27 protein-coding genes are annotated in these 17,656 nt (G+C 60.7%); 20 read left to right on the top strand and 7 right to left on the bottom strand.

All coding sequences use genetic code 11. The features are described from left to right. Positions 1-67: 67 nt before the first annotated feature. Genes H8S56_RS22110 through H8S56_RS22100 form a run of 3 tightly spaced genes read right to left on the bottom strand, consistent with a single transcriptional unit; the run spans position 68 to position 1,151 of the window. A complete protein-coding gene (locus H8S56_RS22110; RefSeq protein ID WP_187519795.1) occupies positions 68-433 on the bottom strand; it encodes a hypothetical protein in 366 nt (121 codons plus the stop codon). Further along, a complete protein-coding gene (locus H8S56_RS22105; RefSeq protein ID WP_328803448.1) occupies positions 430-909 on the bottom strand; it encodes a YmfL family putative regulatory protein in 480 nt (159 codons plus the stop codon). The genes H8S56_RS22110 and H8S56_RS22105 overlap by 4 nt, the downstream gene beginning before the upstream one ends. Positions 910-938: 29 nt before the next feature. Continuing rightward, complete coding sequence (locus H8S56_RS22100; protein WP_187519793.1) at positions 939-1,151, bottom strand: helix-turn-helix domain-containing protein; 213 nt, start codon at positions 1,149-1,151, stop codon at positions 939-941. Positions 1,152-1,235: 84 nt separating this feature from the next. On the opposite strand from H8S56_RS22100, the gene H8S56_RS22095 reads away from it, so the two are divergent. Beyond that, on the top strand, positions 1,236-1,586 hold the full coding sequence (locus H8S56_RS22095) for a helix-turn-helix domain-containing protein (protein ID WP_187519792.1): 351 nt from the start codon (positions 1,236-1,238) through the stop codon (positions 1,584-1,586). 89 nt (positions 1,587-1,675) lie between these two features. Continuing rightward, positions 1,676-1,858: a hypothetical protein gene (locus H8S56_RS22090; RefSeq protein ID WP_187519791.1), complete on the top strand. Its 183-nt coding sequence runs from the start codon at positions 1,676-1,678 to the stop codon at positions 1,856-1,858. A gap of 39 nt (positions 1,859-1,897) precedes the next feature. Here the strand turns inward: H8S56_RS22090 and H8S56_RS22085 are convergent, their stop codons facing one another. From H8S56_RS22085 to H8S56_RS22075, 3 genes are all read right to left on the bottom strand, one after another. Next, the gene (locus H8S56_RS22085; RefSeq protein ID WP_187519790.1) at positions 1,898-2,158 is read right to left on the bottom strand and encodes an ogr/Delta-like zinc finger family protein; all 261 of its coding nucleotides are present in this window, start codon (positions 2,156-2,158) and stop codon (positions 1,898-1,900) included. 66 nt (positions 2,159-2,224) lie between these two features. Further along, positions 2,225-3,085 carry a phage portal protein gene (locus tag H8S56_RS22080; RefSeq protein WP_214654195.1) on the bottom strand — a complete coding sequence of 287 codons (861 nt, stop codon included), beginning with the start codon at positions 3,083-3,085 and terminating at the stop codon, positions 2,225-2,227. After that, positions 3,012-5,072, bottom strand: coding sequence for a terminase large subunit domain-containing protein (locus H8S56_RS22075; RefSeq protein ID WP_187519788.1), 2,061 nt, complete (start codon positions 5,070-5,072; stop codon positions 3,012-3,014). Before H8S56_RS22075 ends, H8S56_RS22080 begins: the two co-directional genes overlap by 74 nt. 161 nt (positions 5,073-5,233) lie before the next feature. On the opposite strand from H8S56_RS22075, the gene H8S56_RS22070 reads away from it, so the two are divergent. From H8S56_RS22070 to gpM, 3 genes are read left to right on the top strand one after another with little or no spacing between them, the layout of a single operon-like run. Next, the gene (locus tag H8S56_RS22070; RefSeq protein ID WP_187519787.1) at positions 5,234-6,157 is read left to right on the top strand and encodes a GPO family capsid scaffolding protein; all 924 of its coding nucleotides are present in this window, start codon (positions 5,234-5,236) and stop codon (positions 6,155-6,157) included. A 1-nt stretch (position 6,158) separates the two neighbouring features. Continuing rightward, positions 6,159-7,199: a phage major capsid protein, P2 family gene (locus H8S56_RS22065; RefSeq protein WP_187519786.1), complete on the top strand. Its 1,041-nt coding sequence runs from the start codon at positions 6,159-6,161 to the stop codon at positions 7,197-7,199. Further along, entirely contained in the window at positions 7,196-7,918 is a 723-nt protein-coding gene (gpM, locus tag H8S56_RS22060; protein WP_187519785.1) for a phage terminase small subunit, read from the top strand. The genes H8S56_RS22065 and gpM overlap by 4 nt, the downstream gene beginning before the upstream one ends. Before the next feature lie 140 nt (positions 7,919-8,058). Here the strand turns inward: gpM and H8S56_RS22055 are convergent, their stop codons facing one another. Next, positions 8,059-8,358 (bottom strand): hypothetical protein, encoded by a 300-nt coding sequence (locus H8S56_RS22055; RefSeq protein WP_187519784.1) that lies wholly within the window; start codon positions 8,356-8,358, stop codon positions 8,059-8,061. A 35-nt stretch (positions 8,359-8,393) separates the two neighbouring features. Here H8S56_RS22055 and H8S56_RS22050 point away from each other — a divergent pair, with 35 nt between their 5' ends. The 15 genes from H8S56_RS22050 to H8S56_RS21985 are packed head-to-tail and all read left to right on the top strand — an operon-like array spanning position 8,394 to position 17,653. Continuing rightward, on the top strand, positions 8,394-8,855 hold the full coding sequence (locus H8S56_RS22050) for a head completion/stabilization protein (RefSeq protein ID WP_187519783.1): 462 nt from the start codon (positions 8,394-8,396) through the stop codon (positions 8,853-8,855). Continuing rightward, on the top strand, positions 8,852-9,295 hold the full coding sequence (locus tag H8S56_RS22045; protein ID WP_187519782.1) for a phage tail protein: 444 nt from the start codon (positions 8,852-8,854) through the stop codon (positions 9,293-9,295). The genes H8S56_RS22050 and H8S56_RS22045 overlap by 4 nt, the downstream gene beginning before the upstream one ends. After that, positions 9,285-9,962: a phage virion morphogenesis protein gene (locus H8S56_RS22040; RefSeq protein WP_187519781.1), complete on the top strand. Its 678-nt coding sequence runs from the start codon at positions 9,285-9,287 to the stop codon at positions 9,960-9,962. The genes H8S56_RS22045 and H8S56_RS22040 overlap by 11 nt, the downstream gene beginning before the upstream one ends. Positions 9,963-9,977: 15 nt before the next feature. After that, the gene (locus H8S56_RS22035) at positions 9,978-11,096 is read left to right on the top strand and encodes a DUF2586 domain-containing protein (protein WP_187519780.1); all 1,119 of its coding nucleotides are present in this window, start codon (positions 9,978-9,980) and stop codon (positions 11,094-11,096) included. A gap of 6 nt (positions 11,097-11,102) precedes the next feature. Next, entirely contained in the window at positions 11,103-11,555 is a 453-nt protein-coding gene (locus H8S56_RS22030) for a phage protein (RefSeq protein WP_187519779.1), read from the top strand. Next, a complete protein-coding gene (locus H8S56_RS22025; RefSeq protein WP_187519778.1) occupies positions 11,555-11,764 on the top strand; it encodes a TraR/DksA family transcriptional regulator in 210 nt (69 codons plus the stop codon). Before H8S56_RS22030 ends, H8S56_RS22025 begins: the two co-directional genes overlap by 1 nt. Beyond that, a complete protein-coding gene (locus tag H8S56_RS22020) occupies positions 11,764-11,970 on the top strand; it encodes a hypothetical protein (RefSeq protein WP_024687763.1) in 207 nt (68 codons plus the stop codon). The genes H8S56_RS22025 and H8S56_RS22020 overlap by 1 nt, the downstream gene beginning before the upstream one ends. After that, positions 11,967-12,491 (top strand): lysozyme, encoded by a 525-nt coding sequence (locus H8S56_RS22015; RefSeq protein ID WP_187519777.1) that lies wholly within the window; start codon positions 11,967-11,969, stop codon positions 12,489-12,491. The genes H8S56_RS22020 and H8S56_RS22015 overlap by 4 nt, the downstream gene beginning before the upstream one ends. Continuing rightward, entirely contained in the window at positions 12,488-12,970 is a 483-nt protein-coding gene (locus H8S56_RS22010; protein WP_187519776.1) for a lysis system i-spanin subunit Rz, read from the top strand. Before H8S56_RS22015 ends, H8S56_RS22010 begins: the two co-directional genes overlap by 4 nt. Positions 12,971-12,992: 22 nt before the next feature. Then, positions 12,993-13,283 (top strand): putative phage tail assembly chaperone, encoded by a 291-nt coding sequence (locus tag H8S56_RS22005; RefSeq protein WP_024687760.1) that lies wholly within the window; start codon positions 12,993-12,995, stop codon positions 13,281-13,283. Next, the gene (locus tag H8S56_RS25055) at positions 13,280-13,447 is read left to right on the top strand and encodes a DUF6890 family protein (RefSeq protein WP_408003840.1); all 168 of its coding nucleotides are present in this window, start codon (positions 13,280-13,282) and stop codon (positions 13,445-13,447) included. The genes H8S56_RS22005 and H8S56_RS25055 overlap by 4 nt, the downstream gene beginning before the upstream one ends. 6 nt (positions 13,448-13,453) lie before the next feature. Continuing rightward, a complete protein-coding gene (locus H8S56_RS22000; protein WP_187519775.1) occupies positions 13,454-15,577 on the top strand; it encodes a phage tail tape measure protein in 2,124 nt (707 codons plus the stop codon). Next, positions 15,574-15,888 carry a DUF2590 family protein gene (locus H8S56_RS21995; RefSeq protein ID WP_187519774.1) on the top strand — a complete coding sequence of 105 codons (315 nt, stop codon included), beginning with the start codon at positions 15,574-15,576 and terminating at the stop codon, positions 15,886-15,888. Before H8S56_RS22000 ends, H8S56_RS21995 begins: the two co-directional genes overlap by 4 nt. Beyond that, positions 15,885-17,057 (top strand): baseplate J/gp47 family protein, encoded by a 1,173-nt coding sequence (locus H8S56_RS21990; RefSeq protein ID WP_187519773.1) that lies wholly within the window; start codon positions 15,885-15,887, stop codon positions 17,055-17,057. Before H8S56_RS21995 ends, H8S56_RS21990 begins: the two co-directional genes overlap by 4 nt. Next, entirely contained in the window at positions 17,054-17,653 is a 600-nt protein-coding gene (locus H8S56_RS21985) for a phage tail protein (protein WP_187519772.1), read from the top strand. Before H8S56_RS21990 ends, H8S56_RS21985 begins: the two co-directional genes overlap by 4 nt. Positions 17,654-17,656 lie beyond the last annotated feature (3 nt).

The raw sequence follows: 17,656 nt of genomic DNA, 5'->3' as shown, positions 1-17,656 counted from the left end.
ACCTCGAATTCGGGCGCAGCTCACCCAAACCCACAGGGTGTGGGGCAGGCAATTTGTAGGGTTGGTGTTACGAGTTGGCTAAGCGGTAACGCCCGTTGTCCGGTGCGTTGATGATGCGTTCATAGATCAGGCTGACCGGGATTGCCCAGGCATTGCCGGTAGTAGGGTCAACAATCACCGAGTGGGTGGCGGTGCTGTTGCGGATGTCGAGGCGCTGGCGATCGCGGATTGCGTTCATGTCGCTGTAGGCCAGGTGCACCATCTTTTCAGCCATTTGCGTCAGCACGTCGTAATCGGCCACCAGGTGGCGAACGGTCCGAGCGATTAACTGCTGGTCGTTGCCCAAGTGTTCACAATGGTGACGCTCGAGAAAGGCAAGGGCGGCGGCTTTGAGCACGTCCTGATATTCCTGTACTGCAGGCGCATTGTTCATTGGGCTGGCCCTGATTTGGCGCGGTAGAGGTCAATGGCTGCAAGCACTTCGGCGTGGCGTGCCGCCATGTGCAGGTTGTGAGCGTTGAGGATGTGTTCAGCCTCGGCTTCGGTGATGCAGCCATCGGCTAAAGCCTTGGCAATCTCTTGGTCGACACAGCCACGCTTTGCAGCGACCTGGACTGACAGTGAGTACATTTCCACCGTGTCATTCGTTTCGGGATCCGGCACCGGAACGAACAAGCCGCCATACATCGACGCCACGTAGTTGGGGAAATGCTGTGTGCCTGCTTCCTGCTCGAGCTGATACAACTGGGCGTCTGTCAGTGGCCGGCTGTTGTTGTTTTCGTAGGCGTGGTTATCGAATTTCTTCAATGCCAAACCGATGCGTGCTGCAGCGCATTCGCGACCGCCTGGATAGCTGCAGATAATTGCGCTGACGACTTCGCGGCGTGTCTTTAGAACTGGGCTTTTCATGTTCTGCTTTTCCCTGCCAATGCTTGCCATTACTGTGCAATCACGCCGTCTTTAATACCCAGAAGGACAGCGGCTCGATGTGCCTCCCCACATCTGCATCGGCTCTGACCACTCAGCACCGCGTACACGGTGCTGGGATTCAAATTGTGCTGCAGCGCAAACCCTTTGGCCGTCTGGCCGTGACGCTCAAGAGTCTCACGCGCAGCTTTGCGGGCTTGCTCGGTGATGGTGCTGTTCGGCATAGTGCAATTCCATGCATTTTCATGTGGTGTGGAATGCAGGATGATGCACATAAGTGCATTTGTAAAGCCATTGGATGAATAATTTTGCACTCTTCTGAAGAGATTGGATCGCGATTGCGCGAAGAGAGAATGCGATGCGGCCTTACTCAAGACCAAGCAGCTCAAGCTGCAGGCGTCGCAAAGCGCACCCAAGCGAACTACGAAGCGGGGTCGAGTGACGCGCCCGCTTTGTACTTGAGTACGGTATTGAGTGAGTTAGGCTTTGACATTATGTACATACTCAGCGGTGTTCGAACTACCCTCGGATCTGGCGACCTGAGCGAAGTTGAGGATGAGATGATTCACCAGTACCGAATAATCCCGGAATACGACCAGCACGCGATTCGCAGGTTTTTGAAAGCTATGGCCGACGACGTCAAAGCCCCAACCGGATAAACAAAGCATAATTCGCTCTGTCCTTGGCTGAGCGCCTTTGGCAAAAGCCGATACAGCCTTTCCCTTATGCATTTCAAGGAGTTAAAGGCATGTCGGAGATGGCAGTGATGACACGTGATACATGCGAATTTAATGATGCTCAGCAGTCCGTGCTTAGCAATGTCGAAAGACAGGTTATTCAAGGTTTTCGCCTGATACCGGATGATGAAAAGCGCAGAGTTCTGCGCCTTATCGATCTGCTGATTGATCACCCTGACACAACCGTGGACTAACTCACCGATCGCCGGCCCGGCTGGTCGGCGGTTCCTAGTTCACGCCACCGACTGGCGTCCAAGTTGATCGAACAATTCCTTCTGCTTTTCCGGTGCCAAATCTCGCAGCCGATCAAACAACAGCACGTCCAGCTGCTGTGCTGATGGCCTAAGCGTGTGAGAAAAAGTCAGGTTGGCCACCCATGTGTGACCGCACTTTGCATCAAGGCACTGGCAGTACAGTTTCACGTAAGCCCTAGTTACCTCCTCCCTTGAGCTGATCCGTCCTTTGTGAGCGCATGTTGTGCAGTAAATTCGCATGTTCCCTCCCCAGGGCCATCCCATGGCTATTATTTTGCCACACCTGTAGTGGCATTATCTGTGTCTTCAGTCGGATCCGGCCGTTACAGATGTATCTGTCACTGGCTTCCAAGCAAACCGCCTGTCCTCGCGCAGCGTCTGATTAGCCTCGTCAAACAGCTGGCAGATCGGACGAATCTCGTTACTTGTGTACACGCGATCGATCTTTTCGATGTCGCCAAAACCGCCGCTGTTCTCAGGGATGATCCCGGCCAGCGCCGGGTTCATGCGCCAAGCCGCGATGACGTCATTGCGGGTAATGTTCTTGACCTTCTCCAGCTCGTCCTTGGCCTGAAAGTCACCGACCGGAATGATCTGGATAGCCTTTTCGGCACCGCCCGGAATGTTGACGAACATCGAGCGGAAGTTACCTACGCCTTTGCTGGCCGTGATCTGGGCGCGCAGCTCGTCTTCGTCTTCTTCGGTCAGGTTCGGGTCGTTGGTGTAGAAAATGTAGCCGGCGTGCGCACCGTTGCTGTAGTAGCGGCGGCGGAACAGCGTGGCGGCTTCGTTGAGCAGTAGCGCCTGCAGGCCGCCCAGGTACTCGGGCACACCATAGATGTTCTGCTCGACATCGTAGTTGAGGACGTGCTCAATCTCGTGCGCTTCGAACTCGGTTTCTCGCCCGTTCTGCTCCAACTGGATGAATCCACCGTCGACCTTCACGCGCATGTTGATGGCGGGCAGGTGCTGCAGCTCCAGGATCTGGCCGAGCAGATTGGGCACACGGTAAAAATACGCCTCACCAAATACCATGAAGTCCAGTGCAGCCCGGCTCATATCGGCCACAGAAAGGCCCGCTGAAGGGATGAACTCACGCAGCAGCAAGTTGCGTTTGAACCCTGGAATCGCGCCGTGGTGTGCGTTGGCCTTGAGCAACTTGGCCAGGCCCCTGCGCGACACTGGCGGCGTGTAGATTCGACCGTCGTCGCTGGGGAACACGCCCAGGTACTGCGCGATGTTGTCGGTCAGCACTGATTCCGGCGCGCCGAACGTGAACGCCCGCATGGGACGTTGCGCGGGTTTTTGCTGCTGCAGGATTTTGCGGTTGCGTTTTGCCATGGAGAGTTGATCCAGTGAGTGCGTAGCGGCTGCGCCGCTTTTTGTCCGTGTTGAGGGGTTCGTACTGCAGAGCGTGCATGACCGCCCAGGCCACATCCGCGTGACCGGTCGCGTCGGTGCGGGACGCGCTGTAGGTGACCTGGCCGCTGGCGGTCGTGCCGCGCTTGATCGTGAGGAAGGCCTGCGCGATATCGTTCCAGCCGGCGTCCCACTCGATACGGCTGCCCTGAATGGTGTCCTGCGCCTTGAGCACCAACAGGTTCTTGGTCTCCAGGCTGTAGTGGATCGAGGTGGCACGCGGGTAGAAGTCGCGCACCAGGTCGAACACGCCGTAACCGATGCCGGTCGTGTCGATGCCGATGTGCTGGACGTTGAAACGCTCGGTCAGCTTCTTGACCTGCTCGGCCTGGTATTTGAACGACTGGCCGCGCCAGCTGTGTTTCTCCAGGATTCGGAACTTGCCACCGGTCTCAAGCGGCGGCGCGATGACCACGCAGGTGGCGTCGTCTCGGGTCCGGCTCGGGTCGTAACCGATCCACACCGGGCTGTTGCCATACGGGCGCGGGTCGTCCGGGTCGAAGTCTGCCCACAACGACAGGTCCGAGTAGCAACGCTCCAGATCGGCCAGGGAGAAGGCGCTTTGGGTGCTGTCGATGAACTTGCACATGAAGAGCTGCTGAAACTTGTCCTCGTCGTACTCAAGCTGCAGCTGCTCCAGGTCGAATAGATCGCAGCCGCCGGCGATCGCGTCCAGGATGGTGATTACCTTGCGCCACTGGCCGTCCGGGCAAAGTGCGCCGGCAGAGATTTGTTTGTCGCTCGGCCAGGGATCTTTGGCCGCCTTGCGTTTGCTGTTGCGGAATTTCTCGCCCTGCCAAAACGGGTAGGCCTGGTGCGACACGGCGCTGGGCGTGGAGAAATAGGTTTTGCGCCACTTCTTATGGGTCGCCATGGCGCTGGCCACGGTGTTCAGTTTTTCGAAGTCGCGGATCCAGAAGTATTCGTCGACGTACACATGGCCATGGTGACCCTGCGCGGTGCTGCTGTTGGTGCTTAGAAAGCGCAGCTCGGCCCACGGCTTGCCGTCTTTGCTGAGCACGATCGGGTTGCCGGTCAGCTCCAGTCCGAACCAGGACTGGGCGAAGGCAATGATGTAGCTGCGGAAAATCTCGGACTGAGCGCGGCTGGCCGACAGGAACACCTGGTTGTCGCCGGTCAGCACCGCATCCATAAAAGCTTCGCCAGCGAAGTAGTAGGTCAGGCCAACCTGGCGGCTTTTGAGGATGTTGCGGATGCGGGCGGTCAACGGGTTCTGTTTGGCCGCGAACAGCTCTTTCTGGTAGCCGTACATTTTGCTGATGAACTTGTCCAGAAAGTCGACTTCGGTCAGTTCACTGACGTCATTCTTGACCTTCTTTTCCCGCTTCTTTCCGTCGCGCTTTCCACGCTCCCGACGTTCACCGCGTGGCTCGTCACGACGATGGCTATCGTCAGGCTGGTCTTCATGTATAAGCATCGGCGCTGGTTTTGCGCACTGCTTGGCCAGGCGCTCGCGCAGGGTCGTCAGCCGGTCGAGTTCGTCCAGCTCGCCTTTGGTCAGCGTGTCGGTTTTCTCAAGCAACAGGGTGATGCGCCGGCTGCAGGCAGTCAGCGGTTCTTCATCCGTCAGCATGTCTTCCCAGCCACCGACACGGATCCAGTGGTACACGATCCGAATGTTGGGCAGGTTGAGCTGCGCCTGAATTTCCTTGGCCTTGTGGCGGCGCAGGAACAGGCGTTTGGCGGCTTCTTTGACTTCGGTTGAGTAGTACATGGGCCGCAGTCTATGCGGCGAAAAGGCGGAAAACGTGTGGTTAAATTCCGCCTATCTCCTAGAAATCGAATATAGGAGAAGCGCGAAAGTAAACCGTTTGTTGGTGACGTTCCGGCTCCCTATCTTGGGGCCTCAACTCTCCGATGAGCGCAGTTCTTCCCATGCCCCGTTCCCTTGTCAGCTTCTGGAAACGCGTCGCCACCAGCGGTCCTACCGTCGATGGTCGCGTCATCACGCCGCAGGAACTGCGCGACATCGCCGAGACGTACAGCACTGCCACCTACACGGCCACCATCTGGTCCGAGCATGAGCGCTGGCCTGGTGCCTACGGCACCGTCTTCGCCGTGCGCCTGCTCGAGGACGTCGATGGCCTGGCACCCGGCCAAGTCGCGCTGGAAGCCCAGCTGAAGCCCAACGACAAACTGCTGTGGCTCAACGACCAGGGCGAAAAACTCTTCACCAGCATCGAGATCACGCCGGACTTCGCCACCACTGGCAAGGCCTACCTGACCGGACTGGCGGTCACCGATTCGCCAGCGAGCCTGGGCACCCAGGAACTCTATTTCTCCCGCAAGACCGGCAAGCCCGTGCATTACGCGGCGGCCGTCCCGTTCGGGGCCATCAACGAGGAACAGCCCCAAGGCGAGGTGGGCAAGCTGCTCAACCTGTTCTCCGGCCTGTTCAAGCGCTTCGGCATTGAAGAGGTGCCCGCCGAAACCACCCCGCAACCCACTACTGAGAGCAAACCACCAATGGATGAAGCTACAGCCAAAGCGCTGCAGGCCTTGATCGAACAACAACTGATCGTCACCGCCGGCATTCAGGCGCTGATCGACAGTTTCGCAGAAGCTGCGCCCGCGCCTGATCAGGCCCCTATCGACGACGTGCAAGCGGCCGTCGATGGCATCGTGGCCACCGCCGAAGAAGACAAGCAGCTGAGCCGCAAAGGCTCCACCAATGCGGCCGTCCTCGCTGGCATGACCAAGCTGCAGGCGCAGTTCAGCGCGCTGCTGGACAAGCCGGAAGGCCGCCACCTGTCACGCACCACCGGTGCGAATGACCAAAAACCGAAGCGGGTGCTCTGACATGGCGCAGTCTCTGAGCGCCTACGGCGCGAAAATGTTCGCAGCTCTGCAGCTTTCCCTGGCCGAATCCTATGGTGTCGAGCTGGCCAGCAAGATGTTCAGCGTCGAGCCGACGATTGCCCAGGAACTCAACGACGCGATCACGCACAAGTCGGATTTCCTGCAGCGTATCAACGTCATCGGCGTGAGCGAGATCAAAGGTCAGAAAGTGTTTTTGGGCGTTTCTGGTCCAGTGACCGGCCGTACCAATACCAAGACCACCGATCGCGAAGCCAAGGACGCCTCGGCGCTGGATGACAGCACCTACGAGCTGTTTTCCACCGAATCCGACGTCAGCCTGCCTTACGCCAAGATCGATGCCTGGGCCAAGTTCCCGGACTTCCAGCAGCGTTACTCCGCTGCAGTGCAACGGCAGATTGCGCTCGACCGTTTGATGATCGGCTTCCACGGTATCAAAGCGGCACCGCAGACCAACCTCGCCGAATTCCCGATGCTGGAGGACGTGAACAAGGGCTGGCTGCAGATCGCCCGCGAACAGATCCCGCAGCAGGTGCTTAGCCAAGGCCTGGACGCCGGCAAGATCACGCTGGGCGAAGGTGGCGACTATGCCAACCTCGACGCCCTGGTGCATGACACCAAGCAGATGGTCGACGAGCGCGTGCGTGACGGCGGCGACCTGGTTGCAATCATCGGCAGCGATCTGTTGGCAGCCGACAAGGCCAAGCTGTACGCCAAGCAAGGCGACGTGCCAACCGAGAAAGAGCGTATCGAAGAAGCCCAGGTCATCGCGACCTATGGTGGTCTGCCGAGCTTCAGCGCGCCGTTCTTCCCGGTGAACGCAGTGGTCGTCACCAGCTTCGATAACCTGTCGATCTACTTCCAGGACTCCAGCTGGCGCAAGCAGACCGTTGATAACCCGAAACGCTCCCGCGTCGAGGATTACAACAGCCGCAACGAAGGCTATGTGATCGAGCAGCTGGAAAAGTTCGCCATGGCTGAAAACGTCGAAGTGCTGAAAGCCGTCGACCTGGTGAAAGCATGAGCCTGGCACTGGCGCACAAGCGCCGCGTGATCGCCGAAGGTCCAGCGGCCCTGAGCGCTGGTGCTCCGCTGGCTTATTCGGCTGACACCGCGCTTTCCAGCCCCGCCAATGCCCGCAAGCATTTGAAGCTGATGGAAGACGCCTTGGCGGGCGATCTGGAGCGCATCGGCGCAATCAACAGCCGTGAACAACGGCAGATGCTCAAGCGTGACGAGCTGCTGCCCAAGTACCTGGAATACGTGCAGCGCTACCGCGATTCGGGATTGAATTTTCCGAACCCGGTGCTGGTGTATGTACTGATCTGGCTGTTCGACACCGAGCAGTTCACCCAAGGCCTGGAGCTTGCCGACTTTGCAATGTCGCAAGGCCAGGCGCTGCCCGAACGATTCAATCGCGACATTCAAACGTTCGTGGCAGACGAGGTTATCGACTGGGCCGAGGCTGAATTCAAGGCCAGGCGCAGCCCCGAACCCTACGTTTCCAACCTGCTGCCCCGCGTGGATGGTGAATGGCAGCTGTTTGAACGTATCCCGGCTCGCTACCACAAGTTGCTGGGGATCCTTGCGATCCACAACAAGGAATGGCCTACCGCGATCACCCACTTCGAACGTGCTGAAACGCTCTTCGAAGGGATTGGCGTATCCACACGCCTGGCGGACTGCCGCAAGGCGCTGGCGAAAGCCCAAGCCACTGATAACGCCGGCAACGGCACCGACTAATCGACTACCCCCCCCCGGCGAGAAACTGTGGATGTGAGCCAACCATTTGATGGATCTGACCCACTGAAACAGTTTTCCCGCCCCTAATTCAAAAAGCCCCGCATAGAGCGAGGCTTTAAGAGGCAATGATGCTTAAACAGTCACTGCGAGAACTTATCGATAGTTACTTTTCCCTCAGGAAAGGTTGCGGTGGTCTGCAGATTATTGCCTCCAACCATCCCGATACAACTTTTCAGGGTGGCGATGTATCTGTCAGTAATTTTCAACGCTTCCGCAACTTTTTCAGGATGAATATCCTGCGACTCCAGGCACATAAGTGCCAACGCATGGGCCTGATTAAGCCTTCTCTCGTTGAGCATTTTTCTACGTTTTCCCGCGGCTTCACGGTCTCTGAGCAGTGCCCTGAGGCACAGTATTTTTCCATTCACATCGTCCGTCATGTTCAGCACTCCTCCGTTGTGTGCAGGGGGAGTGTATGAGCTTCTCGGGAAAACCCACGGTATTGATGGACGAACGGGTGCAGAACGACGGATTTTGGCCCGATTTGTCCGTATCCGAGTTCCAGAAAGGCTATCGCCTGCCTGCCGAGTACCTGGTTGAGCTGCTGACGGCGGAACTGACCATGGCCATGGTCGAGGTGAACACCGACCTGGCCAAGAAAAAAGCGCAATGGCAGGACGCTGGAGTGTCACGCGTTGAGTCTGCAGACACCACCGTCCTGCCGGAGCGCACCTATCAAGCTGCGCTGTACAAGCGCGCCGTCTATACCCGCGCCAAAGCCACGCTGCTGACCCAGTTCGCCACGGTGAACCGCCGTGAAAGCGCTGAGAACGTCGGCAAGGAACTGCCCGAGCGGTCCGAAACGTTCCTGGCATTCAGCCAGGCCGCTGTCCGCGCTCTGCAGGGCCGTGGCCGCATAACGGCGGCGCTGCTGTGATCAAGCTCAAGGCGCTGACCGCCTACCTGCTTGAACGCCAACTGGTTGCGGCCGAACAGCTCGACAGCTGGACCGACCAGGTGCAAGTCGAGCTGTTCTGGAAGCCCGACGTGAAAGGCATGCATATGGGCGACATGAACTACGGCGCGACGATCACCATCGAGCGCTTTGCCGACCATCCGGCGCGCTTGTTCGCCCTGGTGGGCAGTTGGCTGGAAAACAACGACGAAGACCGCGACGGGCTACCTAACGTCATTTTTGACGTCGTCATGCTCGACAACGACCTGGCCGACGTCGACATCAAGCTGCAGTTCACCGAGCCCCAGTTTCTGGCCGAGGATCCGGCCGGCGAGATCGAGGCCTACGGCAAGACCTGGTCGTTCATTCCGTTCGAACTGTGGGTAGCCGAAAAAGGCGAGGTGGTCAGCCATGACGCCTAACCCGCTTGCACTCGACGTGCGCGGCATGCTCGATGCCGAAAGCCTGCTCGCCCTGATGGATCTGCCGGTGCCAAAGCGCAAGCGTCTGTTGAGCAACGTCAGCAAGCGCGTGCGCAGCCTGAGCCGTCAGCGGATCCGCAACCAGCAGAACCTGGACGGCACTCCGTTTGAGGCTCGCAAGGACACCAGCAAGGGCAAGAAAAAGATGGAAGCCGGGTTGGGCAAGTTGCTCGATATCACCCGGCTGAGCGGCACCGAGGCGGAACTCGGCTGGCGCAATACCCTGACCCGTTGGGTTGCTTCGCAGCAGCACAACGGAGTGTCCGAACGGCGCACCGCCGCGCAGATGCGCCAGTGGAACGAGGTTCCCCCGGGCACTGCCGCGACCGTCAAGCAGGCCAAGCGCCTGCGTCAGCTGGGATTCAAAACCCGTCAGGCCGGCAAGAAGACCGCGACACGCCCGCCAGTGGCGTGGATCCAGCAACACCTGAACTACGCCCGGGCCGGATTGCTGATCCGCATCCTGGACACCGAACAAGCCTCGTCCACCGGTGCGCAGAGCTGGGATATCAAGCTGCCTGCGCGTCAGTTCTTGGGGGCAAGCCATGGGGAAACCAGCCAACTGGTGAACCTGGTGCTGCAACAAATCCTTAATTCACCCCGTTAACGAGGCACTGCTTTTATGGCACTCGGTACAGTCAAAGTTCGCAACCTCAATCTCGGCCAGGGTGCCGTGAGCGGGGTCGAACGTTACTTTCTCTTCATAGGTCCAGCGGCCAAGAGCGCCGGCGGGCTGCTCCCGCTCAACACCGACAGTGACCTGGACGTCGAGCTGGGCGCAGCAGTCAGCGACCTGAAAACCCAGATCCTGGCGGCGCGCACCAATGGCGGCGACAGCTGGGCATGCCTGGCCGCGCCACTGGCGTCCGACAGCACCTGGCAACTGGCACTGACCCAGGCCCTGCAGGCGGGCTATGAATTCGAAGCGGTCGTCGTCACCACACCGGTGACGGCTGCCGCCGAGCTGTCGGCCATGAACGACGCCGCCGTTCAGATCCTGAACACCTACGCCAGTCGTACGTTCTTCATCGCGGCCAGCGTTGGCATCAACAAGGCCACTCAGACCTGGGCGAAGTACGCCCTGGACCAGAAAGCACTGGTGAAAGATTTGTCTGCACCCCGCGTCCTGGTCGTGCCGCAGTTGCACGGCAATGACATGGGCGTTCTGGCCGGCCGACTGGCGGACGCGTCCGTCAGCGTGGCCGACAGCCCAATGCGTGTGGCCACCGGCGCGGTGCTTGGGCTGGGCGCGGTGCCTACCGACTCCGAGGGCGTGCTGCTGCAGTCGTCGACGCGCGCAACGCTGGACGCCTCGCGTTTCACCGTGACCCAGACCTACACCGGCTACCCCGGCGTGTTCTTCGGTGACGGCAACATGCTCGACAGCCCCGACAGCGACTTCAAGGTCATCGAGTACCTGCGCATCACCGACAAGGCTGCCCGCGCCGTGCGCCCGCTGCTGATCCGTCGCGTGGCCGATCGCCGCCTGAACAACTCGGCCAACAGCATGGCGGTGAACATCAGCGCCCTGATGGAGCCCCTGCGCCGGATGGCCAAGTCCACGACGTTCGCCGGCCAGGTGTTTCCAGGCGAGATCGAGCAGCCCAAGGACGGCGACATCGTGCTGACCTGGACGAGCAAAACCGCCGTGGAGGCCTTCATCAAGCTCAAGCCCCTCAACTGCCCGAAAGACCTCACCGCGAACATCGCGCTGGACCTTTCGACGACTGAAACGGAGTAACCCCGCATGGCTGCAAAGATTGGCGGCAAGAACTTCGACGTGAACCTGGGCGACCTGCTGGTTCATGTCGAGGCCGCAACCCTGGACATCACCGATAACACCACCGTGGCCCAGACCAAGGGCGTGCCCAACGGCCACGTCGACGGCGATGTGGCGGCTGCAGGCGAACTGGAGCTGGACACCACCAACTTCAATCTGCTGATCGAGCAGGCCAAGACCGCCGGCAGCTTTCGGGAGCTGGAGCCGTTCGACATCGTGTTCTTTGCCAAGGCTGGCGAAGAGGAACTGCGCATCGAGGCGTTCGGCTGCAAGGTCCGCGTTTCCAGCCTGTTGAGCCTGGACCCCAAGGGCGGCGCGAAGAACACCCACAAAGTGCCGTTTGACGTCACAAGTCCTGACTTCATCAAGGTCAACGGCGTGCCGTACCTGGCTGCAGCTGAAATTGAGGGCCTGACCTGATGGTGTGCCCGTTCGATCGCGCCCAGGCACTGGAGCAGCGTCAACGCGACCAGGCCATTGCGGCCCAGCTCGCCCGGACGCGCCCGACCGGGCCAAGCCTCACCCATTGCGAGGACTGCAACAAGGAGATCCCACCGGCGCGCCAGGCGCTGGGCGGCATGACCCGTTGCGTGCCTTGCCAAACCCTGACCGAAAAAGGACTGCGCTGATGAGCACAAATCAGGCTGCTCAAGACACCGCCATCGCCCTGGTAAAGGCCTCGCCTGCGATCGGCGTGGCCGCGACAGGTGCCACCGGCGCAGTCGACTGGTCATCCGTGGCCTACATGCTGACCGCTGTGTACATGGTGCTGCAGATCCTGCTGCTGATCCCCAAGTACCGGCAGATGCTGCGCGACTGGAAGGCCAAGTTATGAGCCTGCGCACGAAGATTGTCGCCGGTGCGCTGCTGCTCTGCAGCGGCACGTTGACTGCGTTCCTGGGCACGTGGGAAGGCGAAGGCCAGAACGTCGTGTACGCCGACCAGTTGGCCCGGGGCCTGCCCACGGTCTGCAAGGGCATCACAAAACACACCAGCGCCGATCCGGTGATTGTCGGTGACTACTGGTCCGATGCGCGCTGCGCCGAGGTCGAGCACCTGGTGATCGCCAAGGGTCAGTTGAGCCTGGCCGACTGCCTGACCAACCAGGCGATTGGACAAAACACGTTCGACGCCCTGAGCAGCCACGGCCACAACTTCGGCGTGCCGACCACGTGCGCCAGTCGTGCAGTGGCCCTGATCAACGCCGGCAAGATTGCCGAAGGCTGCAGGGCGCTGGCCTTCGGCTTGGATGGTCGGCCGGTCTGGGCGTCGGTGACCCGCGCTGATGGCCGCAAGACCTTTGTGCCTGGCCTTCACAAACGCCGGATGGCCGAAATGAGGCTGTGCCTGAAATGACCATCAGCCCGCTGCGCCTCGCCCTGTTTCTGTTGTTGACCGGTCTGCTGGCCTGGGTGGCTTACGACCGCCAGCGCGACCAACTGGTGACCGCACGCCGCGACCTCTCAGATACACAGAGTCAACTGGAACGCGAGCTGGAGAAGGCCCGACTGACCGGCCAGCAGCTTGCTAACCGCAACCAGATCGACACCGAACGCACTAAGGCCCTGAACCATGTACGTGCTGAAAACCTGCGTCTGCAGCGTGCTGTTGCTGATCGCACTAAGCGGCTGCTCATCCGTGCCAGCTGCAGCGCCGCTGTGCCCGGTACCGCCGGATCCACCGGCCTGGATGATGCAAACACCGCCGAACTCGCTGCAGACGCTCGATCGGATTATTTCACCCTCCGAGACGAACTCGCCCTTGCCCGGGAAATGATTCTCGGCCTGCAGGACTACATCCGCCGCGTCGTGCAAGGCACGCCGGCACAACCCTGAACCACACCCACTGGAAAACACCATGAGCGACGTAAACCGCAACATCACCCTGGAATTCAAAGACCAGGAATTCACTTTTTCCCTGACGCCGCAGGACATCACCAAGTACTTCAACGCCACCACCCAGGCGAACAAGGTGGCCCCGGCTCACAACCTGCTGATGAGCACCGTTGCCCAGGACCAGAAAGCCTCGTTCAAGCCGTTCCTGGAAAACCCGGTGCACACCATGAGCCTGGCCGGCGCGCTGCTTGAGGAATACGCGCCTGACCTGGGCGTGTTGGTAAAAAAGTCCTCGGGTTCGCTGAAGGCCTGAGCGACGACGGGCTGGGCTACCTCACGGCCCTGACCCGTCGCTGGCTACCTGACGCAGAGCCCACGATTGAAAACCTGGGCACTGCCAAGTTTCTGGAAGACGAACACTGGCGACGGATGGAAATTGCCGTCGCCAATGGCATTGCCCAAGCACTGAACGGATAACCCTTAATGGCTGATCAATCCGCCCGACTGGCTTTCATCCTGAGCCTGACCGACAAGGTCAGCGCGCCCCTGGGCAAGGTGAAAACCAGTTTCTCCGACCTGGCCACCCAAGGGGAAGCGAACATCAAACAGATGGCCGCCGGATGGATTGGTCTGAACGAATCACTGGAAAGCATCACAGCTTCTCTGGAACCAGCGCTGGAAGTGAACCGGGCGCTGGGCGACGTGCGCGCCCTGGGCGTGGCCGAGGATGCGCTGTCGTCTCTCAACAGCAAGGCGCTGGAGTTTTCCGTGAACTACGGGGCCAGCGCTGCCGAATTCGTGGCTTCGTCGCGGGCGATCGAGGGGGCAATCAAGGGCCTGGTCGGGGATCAACTGGCCTTGATCACCAACGCCAGCGGTCTGCTGGCCAAGGTGACCAAGGCAGACGGCGAAACGACCGGCAACTACCTGGGCACCATGTACAACCTGTTCAAGACCCAAGCCGACAAGATGGGCAAGGTCCAGTGGATTAACCAACTGACCGGCCAGACGGCCGAAGCCGTGAAACTGTTCCGCACAGACGGTGCCCAGCTCAAGGACGCGTTCAAGGAAGTCGGTGCGATCGCGACCACGGCGGGCATCAGCGTGGCCGAACAGATGGCGGTCATCGGTTCGCTGTCCAGCACCATGGAAGGCGGCGATGCCGGCGGGCGTTACAAGGCGTTCTTTGAAAACCTGGGCGCTGCTGCCGAGAAAACCGGCCTCAAGTTCACCGACGCCACCGGCAACGCACTGCCCATGGTGCAGATCCTGGACAAGCTGCAGGCCAAGTACGGCGACCTGACCAGTGCCGCTGCCGGCACCAAACTGACCGAAGCGTTTGGCGGTGAAGGTGCGCAGGTGATCGGCGCGCTGGCCAAGGACACCGACCGGCTACGTCACGGCATCAGCGAGCTGGGTAAGGTCCGGGGTCTTGAGAACGCCGAGAGGATGGCCAAGGCCATGGTAGACCCATGGCAGCAGTTCGGCGCAGCCGTCCAGGCCCTGCGCATTGCGTTCGGTCAGTCGCTGATCCCGATGCTTACCCCGCTGATGGACAGGCTGGTGGGCATCGCATCGACGCTGACGCGCTGGACCCAGCTGTTTCCGAACATTACCCGCGTTATCGGCATCACGTCGCTGGTGATCCTGGGGATCATCGCCGCCATGTCGTTGCTCACTCTGGTGGTGGGCATGAGCAAAATGGTCTGGCTGGGCATGCTGACCGTATGGAAGCTGCTCACCTGGCAGGGTTACAAGTCAATCGCCATGTTTGTGTACCACACCGTGATGGTCGCGGGCTTTGTGGCGGGCCTGGTCATCATGTACACCTGGATGGGCCTGGTCCGCACCGGGATGTTGCTGTGGCAGGGGGCGGTGTGGCTGCTCAACGCCGCCATGCTGGCCAACCCGGTGCTGCTGATCGTTGCCGGCATCGTCGCCTTGGGCGTGGTTGTGGCGGCTGCGATCGTCTACTGGGACCTGTGGACCGGTGCGCTGATGAACACGGCCGCGTTCCAATGGATCGCCGGCCAGCTGCACGCGCTCTCGGATTGGTTCGGCACGATCGGCGGCTGGACCGGCATGGCGAGCGCGGCGTGGGACGGCATCGTGCGGATCTTCAAGGACGCGATCAGCAGCCTGGTCGAGATGCTGAACAAGATCCCGGGCGTGCAGATCGATGCGGTGTTTGGCGACATGCCCAAGGCACCGGAGATTCCAGGCCTTGAAGTGCCGGTGCCGAGTACGCCTGCCGTCGACCGCGCCCTGCAGGTGGCCAAGGCACCGCTGACCATGCCGGCGTCCGTGCCCCAGGCCGCGCCGCCGCTGGTCATGGCGCAGGTCGCCGCCATTGCCCCCAAGGTCATGACCGACTCCCTGAATGAACAGCCTGAGCAGGCCCGTCAGCGCATGAGCGCCGGCGTCGGCAGCCTGTCGCCCCAGCGTCCGGTGTCCGTGCCCCAGGGCGGGCTGCTGCGCACCATTCAGAACACCACCAACCAAACCCAGAACAAGGGCACCCACGTGGAGACGATCAACATCAACACGGCCAAGCCGATGACCCCGCTGGAAGTGGAAAACATGATGGCCATGGCGGTGAGCGGATGAGCTACATCGACCTGCTGATCACCGACAACGACCTGGCTCTGGACCTGTCCCGTCAGCCGGTGCCGGTAGAGGACCGCGCCTGTATCGCCCAGGACATCGGCCACATGATCCGTGAAAGCGGTCTGCTGGTGACGCTGGTTGCCGAGCGCAACCGCCTCAAACAGCGCGACTGTATCCAGCAGCTGGAGCTGCTGGTGGAAGACGACGTGCGCCTGGTGCCAGGTTCGGCCTCGATCCGCATGCTGGAGCCGGGCCAGTACCTGGTCACCGCCAAAACGCTGCAGTTTGGCGATGTCGAGGTGACCCTGTGAGCGACGTCGACTTCAAGCAGGCGCTCGTCGACGCGGGTATTCCGACCACCGAGGCAGCGCTTAAAGCCGCCTGGGAAAAGGAAGTCACCGCCCAGGGCAGCAAGCTGGCCAACTCCAGCGCCTATTCGCCGTTCTGGCGTGTGGTCACCGCGCTGGTCACCAAACCGGTGCTGTGGCTGCTGACCTTCGTCAGTGACACCGTGCTGCCTAACTTCTTCGTCAAGACCGCGACCGGTGCCTGGCTGGACACACTGGCCTGGGCGGTCAACGTCGAGCGCAAGGCCCCGACCAAGGCGGTCGGTACTTTGCTGTTCAGCCGCGCCACGACCGTGGGCAGCTTCGAAGTGCCCATCGGCACCCGCGTGCAGTCGGCCTCAATCAACGGCAACGTGTACGAGCTGGTGACCACGGCTGCGGCAAGCTTTGCCGAAGGCGAGTCACAACTACAAATTCCGGCTACGGCGATCGAGGCCGGAGTGGGTTACAACCTGGCCCCGGGTTACTACGCGATTCTGCCCGTGCCGGTTCCGGGCGTCGTGCAGGTGGTGAACCTGGACAGCTGGCTGGCCAGCCCGGGTTCGGACTCCGAGCCTGACGATGAACTGCGTCTGCGCGTGCGTAACCAGTTCAGTGCAGTCAACCAGTGGCACACCGACGCGGTCTATCGCGCGCTGATCGCATCCTTTCCGGGTGTGGCGTCCAATGGCGTGTTCTTCGAACACGGCGCGCCCCGGGGGCCAGGCAGTGCCAACGCCTATGTGCTGTTCGAAGCGGGTGTGCCGGCCGACACCTACCTGCAGCAGATCAACGCCCGAATCATGGACGAGGGCAACCACGGCCACGGCGATTCAATGCTGGTCATGGCCATGCCGGAGACCCAACACAGCGTTGGCCTGCAGGTGTGGCCGAAAGCGAACCAGACCCCGGCCGGACTGGACACGCTCAAAGCCAACATCACGCTGTTCATCCGCGCGGCGTTCCGCGAAAGCACCGGCGGCGACTACAACCCGACACTGACCTGGCCGCAGTCGCGCTTTTCATTCAGCCGGCTGACCGAGGAACTGCATGAGCAATTCCCCGGTATCGAGTCGATGAAGTTCCTGAACGACGACATCCTGTCGAACCTGGACATTCCCCGGCTGCAGACGCTTGAAGTGGTGTACGCATGATCAAGCTTGAACTGCCGTTCTGGCTGGACGGCGACCAGATCACGCGGCTGAAGGCGAGCGCCCAGGCCTGGTGGGAATCTGCAGAAAGCTGGCTGCGCTGGCCGCTGCTGCAGCTGGACGCCGAGACCTGCCACGTCGCCGTGCTTGATCTGCTGGCCTGGCAGCGCGACATCACCCGTTACGACGGTGAGACGGAAAGCCTGTTCCGCTTGCGGGTCAAGTACGCGTTTATCAACGCGGTCGACGCGGGATCGGTCGCAGGTTTTCGCCGCATCCTGCAGCGCCTGGGCGTGGGAGACGTGCGGATCCTTGAGCGTCAGCCGGACAGGGACTGGGACATCGTCCAGCTGTACCTGAGCGACGCCCAACTGTCGGAAAACCCCACGCTGCTCAACATCATCGTTCACCAGTACGGGCGCACCTGTCGCCGTTACGAGCTGGTGGCCACCACTGAACTGAGCTTGGCGGTGACCGCCTTTGAAGTCAGTAACGACCAGGTCACGTTGGTCGCCCGCTTCGACGATTTCCACTCCATTGGCCTGGCCCTGACCAGCTTCGAGTTTAACCACGACCACATGACGCTGGTCACACGCTAAAGG

The organism is Pseudomonas triticifolii, assembly GCF_014358015.1.
Lineage (GTDB): Bacteria > Pseudomonadota > Gammaproteobacteria > Pseudomonadales > Pseudomonadaceae > Aquipseudomonas > Aquipseudomonas triticifolii.
Note: the sequence above shows the minus strand (reverse complement) of the source record. Positions and strands in the feature narration are given on the sequence as shown.

Bases quoted from the DNA above. Each gene is read 5' to 3' on its own strand.
- H8S56_RS22110 (WP_187519795.1), bottom strand. From the start codon at position 433: ATGAACAATGCGCCTGCAGTACAGGAATATCAGGACGTGCTCAAAGCC.
- H8S56_RS22105 (WP_328803448.1), bottom strand. From the start codon at position 909: ATGAAAAGCCCAGTTCTAAAGACACGCCGCGAAGTCGTCAGCGCAATT.
- H8S56_RS22100 (WP_187519793.1), bottom strand. From the start codon at position 1,151: ATGCCGAACAGCACCATCACCGAGCAAGCCCGCAAAGCTGCGCGTGAG.
- H8S56_RS22090 (WP_187519791.1), top strand. From the start codon at position 1,676: ATGTCGGAGATGGCAGTGATGACACGTGATACATGCGAATTTAATGAT.
- H8S56_RS22085 (WP_187519790.1), bottom strand. From the start codon at position 2,158: ATGCGAATTTACTGCACAACATGCGCTCACAAAGGACGGATCAGCTCA.
- H8S56_RS22075 (WP_187519788.1), bottom strand. From the start codon at position 5,072: ATGTACTACTCAACCGAAGTCAAAGAAGCCGCCAAACGCCTGTTCCTG.
- H8S56_RS22070 (WP_187519787.1), top strand. From the start codon at position 5,234: ATGCCCCGTTCCCTTGTCAGCTTCTGGAAACGCGTCGCCACCAGCGGT.
- H8S56_RS22065 (WP_187519786.1), top strand. From the start codon at position 6,159: ATGGCGCAGTCTCTGAGCGCCTACGGCGCGAAAATGTTCGCAGCTCTG.
- gpM (WP_187519785.1), top strand. From the start codon at position 7,196: ATGAGCCTGGCACTGGCGCACAAGCGCCGCGTGATCGCCGAAGGTCCA.
- H8S56_RS22055 (WP_187519784.1), bottom strand. From the start codon at position 8,358: ATGACGGACGATGTGAATGGAAAAATACTGTGCCTCAGGGCACTGCTC.
- H8S56_RS22050 (WP_187519783.1), top strand. From the start codon at position 8,394: ATGAGCTTCTCGGGAAAACCCACGGTATTGATGGACGAACGGGTGCAG.
- H8S56_RS22040 (WP_187519781.1), top strand. From the start codon at position 9,285: ATGACGCCTAACCCGCTTGCACTCGACGTGCGCGGCATGCTCGATGCC.
- H8S56_RS22035 (WP_187519780.1), top strand. From the start codon at position 9,978: ATGGCACTCGGTACAGTCAAAGTTCGCAACCTCAATCTCGGCCAGGGT.
- H8S56_RS22030 (WP_187519779.1), top strand. From the start codon at position 11,103: ATGGCTGCAAAGATTGGCGGCAAGAACTTCGACGTGAACCTGGGCGAC.
- H8S56_RS22025 (WP_187519778.1), top strand. From the start codon at position 11,555: ATGGTGTGCCCGTTCGATCGCGCCCAGGCACTGGAGCAGCGTCAACGC.
- H8S56_RS22020 (WP_024687763.1), top strand. From the start codon at position 11,764: ATGAGCACAAATCAGGCTGCTCAAGACACCGCCATCGCCCTGGTAAAG.
- H8S56_RS22015 (WP_187519777.1), top strand. From the start codon at position 11,967: ATGAGCCTGCGCACGAAGATTGTCGCCGGTGCGCTGCTGCTCTGCAGC.
- H8S56_RS22010 (WP_187519776.1), top strand. From the start codon at position 12,488: ATGACCATCAGCCCGCTGCGCCTCGCCCTGTTTCTGTTGTTGACCGGT.
- H8S56_RS22005 (WP_024687760.1), top strand. From the start codon at position 12,993: ATGAGCGACGTAAACCGCAACATCACCCTGGAATTCAAAGACCAGGAA.
- H8S56_RS22000 (WP_187519775.1), top strand. From the start codon at position 13,454: ATGGCTGATCAATCCGCCCGACTGGCTTTCATCCTGAGCCTGACCGAC.
- H8S56_RS21995 (WP_187519774.1), top strand. From the start codon at position 15,574: ATGAGCTACATCGACCTGCTGATCACCGACAACGACCTGGCTCTGGAC.
- H8S56_RS21985 (WP_187519772.1), top strand. From the start codon at position 17,054: ATGATCAAGCTTGAACTGCCGTTCTGGCTGGACGGCGACCAGATCACG.